Source organism: Pseudomonas sp. PA15(2017), assembly GCF_001945395.1.
Lineage (GTDB): Bacteria > Pseudomonadota > Gammaproteobacteria > Pseudomonadales > Pseudomonadaceae > Aquipseudomonas.
Map to the genome: position 1 here is coordinate 94,347 of NZ_MSXV01000058.1, position 3,066 is coordinate 97,412.

Consider the following 3,066-nt stretch of genomic DNA (forward strand, 5'->3'; position numbering starts at 1 on the left):
TGGACTGGGCGTTTCCGCCCGCGCCCATAGATACTGTGCCGATGACCGCTTCTGCCTTGTAGTCGCCGCTCCAGGTGCATAAAGGTCGTGAACAGATTCTTAGATCGCTTGCGATGTACTGAGTTGGCTCAGCGCCAGCAAGGACTTGGCCGATTCACTGCTAATCACTGGCGTGTCGTCCGGGCTCTCCTCGCGTTGCAACTGCAGGAAGGCTCGAAAATCGTCGGCAGGCATCGGCGCAGCGATCCCCTGAAACCAGCCGCCCTCGACTCGATACAGACCGCAGGTGCGGCAGTCACACGCCGCGTAGGTACCCGTTTTGGAAATCAACCAGGCGTCGTCGCCACAGATAAAGCATCTCACTACTGTCACCTCATCGACATGCGTGGGAAATACCGCGTCTGTAATTAGTGACAGGGGCTCTGTGATGGGGATTCAGGGAACTTTGCAGCTTTTCAGCCGAACGGCGCTTCGCCTGCCGACCCGTCGCGCGTCAACTGGCCACCGTGTAGCCAGCTAATGGAGACCGAAACGATGGCAGGACGCCGTACAACTCCCGGCACAGCTATGCGACAATAGCCGCAATATCAGGCTTGTAACCCCGCCTTATTGCCCTGCAGCTCGATCAGACCGAACGAACGCTGCTCTCAATCTCTGCGCAGATGGTCCTAACTCGACCCTGTACCGGGGCGGGCTGGATCAGTTCGACATCGCTGTCCGCCTGGCGAAAGCGCTCATAACTCATTGATAGGTAACACCTTTGATTTCCACCGCTAACATCACCATGCAGTTCTAGATGGGGTTTTGCGGTGGTCTGTGTGTGGATTTCCGGGGCCTGCAGCCCACAACAACCACCACCGAATTCAAGGGTTGCCCCAAAAAATGCCCCAAATAGCGGGCACAAAAAAAGGCCCGGCACCCCAGGTAAAAACCTGAGATGCCGGGCCTTTTTTCGAACAGATTCTCGACCTATATGCACTTCACCTTCCCGCCCGTCCTGGGCATGTTCACCCTTCCCCCCTCGACACCTTTTCCACCCATGCTTGGCACGCCGTCAGGGCGATGATTGCCCGGTCGCCTCGGTTGACGATGCTGACAATTCGTTGAGCAGCTCCTGGGTCAATGTCGGCTCGGCCGGAGCCATCCACCAGGCATCCGGCGCCGGCGGACGTGGGCACTCCGTTGCCACCGCCACCACCGGCGGTGGGGTTGGCGATGAGGACTGACAACCGGAGCTCAGCAGTAGCGAGGCGATCGCGCAGGCGGGCAGCAGTTTTCTCAGCATCGTTCAGCTTCCTGTATTCATTTTGGGATGACGCCTGCAGCTGCTGCTCGAGCAGCAGGCGTTGTTCCTGGTTGCGTCGCTCCTGGGCGGCGGAGACCCGGCCGATCTCGGCCAGGGTGGCGGCATGCAACTCGTCGCGCTTGCCGAGCTGGCGTTCGTGCTCGAGTGCCTGGTCGCTCAGCTTCAGGCTGTAGCTCTTTTCCTGAAAGCGCCAGGCGCTGCCGGCGGCCAGCGTCATGAGCAGCAGCACGGTGGACACCACCGCAATGGCTTTGCCGGGTAACAGCTTCAGCCAGGTCATGCCAGTGCCCGCCTGATACCTTCCTCGATGACTTCAGGCTTGTACGGCTGCGCGCCGTTCTCGTGCTTGATGATCGCCACAACGAAGGTACGGAGCACGTCGGGCTTGCGCACATCGATGATGTCGTTCGGCTTCACGCGCAAGGCCTTGGCCACCGACGCGATATAAGCCTCGGTGTCGTTTTCGTGCCCCGGCGCCCAGCGGTTGATTGTTTCACGCACCGTGTCGATGCCTGGGCCGCCGACCCCCGGCATGCCGTCCTTGCCCCGGTAGTTGAGCAGCAGCCTGCCGAGTGCGCGTATGCCGTTCTCCGGCTCGTCGAAGCGCGCGAAGCGCGGTCGAGGCACACCTACCTCCAGGCCGAGCTGGCCATTCCATTTGTTGCGAGGGTTAAAATCAATGTTGCCAGGGTTGTTGTTGCGGATTCCTCGACTGGTGCTCATGGTTTTCTCCGGGCATGAAAAAGCCCGCGCAGTGGCGGGCTGGTTTGAAATGGCAGTGGTCAGCCTTGCGGCTGCACCCATAGATCGGCCTGCGCCTGGCCGGCGAGCGCGAGGGCTTCACGCAGCTCAGGCGCACCGACGTCGACGGCGGTGTTGTCGTGCAGCACCCAGCGTACGGTTGCACCTTCGTCTGCGGACTCAAGACCAAGAATGGCGCGAGCCATGCGGCCCTGGCTGGTCTCGTCGCCGTCGAAGACCTGGCCGCTGGCGGTAGTTACTGTGATGGCTTTCACGGCAGCGGCGCGGGCGAGCTTGAAGGCATCACGCAACGCTTGCTCTTGCTTGGCCTGCTTGTCGGCGGCGGTGATCATCTGGCTAAAGTCGATGTTCATGGCGCTTCCTCACCATCTACTGGCCAAGGCAACTCCGCGAGATCAGGCCCGGCGTCGAGCGGCAGTTTCACAGTGCCTGCCTTCGTCACGAGGATGGGCTCGGGGAATGCCACAGCATCCGATGGGTTCAGGCCGTAGGGCAGCCTCAGAGTGACGAACAGCGTATCGCCCGCCCTGATTATCTCGTCGGTGAACCACTCGGAATTCACAGCGGTAGCGGGCAAGGCCTGGCCAGCTTGAAGCGGCGAGAAGTCGAACACCTCCCCATTGATGGTCAGCGCAAAGCCGTTCGTTGAAACACTGGGCGCCGGCTGATCACCACGGAAAGGCGACAGTTTTATGCTGATCATTTCCACCTGCCTGTCAGCTTGAGAAACACGGTGTAAGTCTGCGTAACCGTGCAAGTCATGGAAATCATGATGCTGGTCGAGGACTGAATGACTCCGGCCAGTTGCCGGCATTCGAAACCCCAGGTGTCAGTCGGTGCCCCAAGCCCAAGCACAGGGATAACGGGCTGGTTAATGTCGACTGCCGCGGGCAGGTCGATGTACACCTGCTTTAAGGTATTGGCCGTGCACGGCACGCTTAAAGCCTTCCACATTTCCACGGTGCCGTCAGGGTAACGGGTGTACGAACCGTTGGCAT

6 protein-coding genes are annotated in these 3,066 nt (G+C 60.3%); all 6 read right to left on the reverse strand.

Annotated features, from left to right (window positions below; all coding sequences use genetic code 11):
* Positions 1-99 precede the first annotated feature (99 nt).
* Entirely contained in the window at positions 100-234 is a 135-nt protein-coding gene (locus BVH03_RS27025) for a hypothetical protein (RefSeq protein WP_256574782.1), read from the reverse strand.
* A 773-nt stretch (positions 235-1,007) separates the two neighbouring features.
* Positions 1,008-1,586 (reverse strand): lysis system i-spanin subunit Rz, encoded by a 579-nt coding sequence (locus BVH03_RS26165; protein WP_075963185.1) that lies wholly within the window; start codon positions 1,584-1,586, stop codon positions 1,008-1,010.
* On the reverse strand, positions 1,583-2,029 hold the full coding sequence (locus tag BVH03_RS22020; protein WP_075963186.1) for a structural protein P5: 447 nt from the start codon (positions 2,027-2,029) through the stop codon (positions 1,583-1,585). Before BVH03_RS22020 ends, BVH03_RS26165 begins: the two co-directional genes overlap by 4 nt.
* A gap of 59 nt (positions 2,030-2,088) precedes the next feature.
* Positions 2,089-2,421, reverse strand: coding sequence for a hypothetical protein (locus tag BVH03_RS22025; RefSeq protein ID WP_075963187.1), 333 nt, complete (start codon positions 2,419-2,421; stop codon positions 2,089-2,091).
* Complete coding sequence (locus tag BVH03_RS22030; RefSeq protein WP_143486040.1) at positions 2,418-2,771, reverse strand: hypothetical protein; 354 nt, start codon at positions 2,769-2,771, stop codon at positions 2,418-2,420. The genes BVH03_RS22025 and BVH03_RS22030 overlap by 4 nt, the downstream gene beginning before the upstream one ends.
* Positions 2,768-3,066, reverse strand: a 299-nt coding sequence (locus tag BVH03_RS26650; protein ID WP_218189563.1) for a hypothetical protein, incomplete at its 5' end; no start/stop codon positions are given. The genes BVH03_RS22030 and BVH03_RS26650, both read right to left, overlap by 4 nt.